Source organism: Schaalia sp. lx-260 (assembly GCF_021083645.1).
Lineage (GTDB): Bacteria > Actinomycetota > Actinomycetes > Actinomycetales > Actinomycetaceae > Pauljensenia.
The window spans coordinates 1-1,279 of record NZ_JAJNRQ010000012.1 but is presented as its reverse complement, the minus strand read 5'-3'; the positions used below and the strand labels follow the sequence as shown (position 1 = coordinate 1,279).

The following is a 1,279-nucleotide window of genomic DNA, read 5'->3' as shown; positions in this document are numbered from 1 at the left end:
GGCTTATACGATAGATCTTGTTGGTGGGGGTTTATTCGTTGATGGCCTTGAGCGTGTTGGTTGACCATGTGAGGTCGGCCCAGGTGATGGCTTGTCCCCAGTGTTGTTGGCGGGCTTGGTTGGTTTCTGCTTGGTGTTGTGCGGTTTGTTGGTAGAGTTCGTGGATCTGAGTGTCGGTGGGCATGAGGGTAGTGAGTTCACTGGCAGGGCGCGGGTTGCTTGTGTGCTGGTAGCACCACCACATGCACGCTTTGATTTGGCGTAGTAGTGGCCAGCCACGATGTGTGCGCAGCATTGCTCTGAGTTGAGAGTTGAGTCCTTCGATTCGGTTGTTCGTAGCCGGGATCGGCTCACCGTCCATGTGGAGATGTGGGTCAAGGTAGGTGAACATGTCACCGGCTTTAACACGTCGGTTGATAAGGTTACGGGCAGCGACGAGACGCTCGTGAGTATTGACGATGCGCCCATCAGCTAGGCGTGTTTTTTCTGCCAGGGTCATTTTCCATTTCTGACACCACCTCGTGTAATGATCCAGCCAGGCGGTTTGCTCGTCTTGAGTGCGGATATGGGTCAGTGCTTTGGCTAGGGCGTAGAGCTCAACTCCTGCCTGATGGCGTGGCCTGCTGGTGGTGCGGGAACGAACATTGGCTTGAATGTGGGAAAGACAGCGTTGAATACGGGTGTTGGGCCATTGGGTGCGGCAAGCTTTCACGAATCCTGACCCGCCATCGGTGATAACAACATCAGGAGGAGCGATCTTGGCTAACAGGTCAGCCCACGAGCTTGCTCGTTCGCTTCGAGCCAGGTGCCAGGCAAGAACGTGTCGTGAGCTCATCGCGATCAGCAGGACGCAACGGTGAGCCAGATACAGGCCATCAACGTGGACAACGTGATGGACTTCGTCAACTGCCGGTGCGACAGGCCAGTATTCCCACGCCCTAGCGAGGCGACGCTGAAGTGTGCGTCCGCCACCGGCAAACTCTGCCAGGGTGCGTTTCTCGGTCACAAAGTCTATAAGCATCGCGATTTCGCGTGCTTTGGAATCCACGCGCGAATTCGTTGTAGCTGCACAGGCCTGGCAACGCCAACGCACCTTCTTCCCGGTCTTTGTTAAATACGATCCCCAGCGGATCATCCGAGCATGGCAAGTCTGGCAACGATGTAGTCGATTCACCCATCACCATTACACGCCCGGGAAAAAAAAGGGGAGTTAACGACCGAGTTTTGACCACCAACACACCACAAAAGTTCACTCCACACCAACAAGATTTGTCGTATA

1 protein-coding gene is annotated in these 1,279 nt (G+C 55.0%); it reads right to left on the bottom strand.

The features are described 5' to 3' along the window. Window positions 1-31: 31 nt before the first annotated feature. Entirely contained in the window at window positions 32-1,174 is a 1,143-nt protein-coding gene (locus LRP57_RS08200; RefSeq protein ID WP_231206203.1) for an IS1249 family transposase, read from the bottom strand. Window positions 1,175-1,279 lie beyond the last annotated feature (105 nt).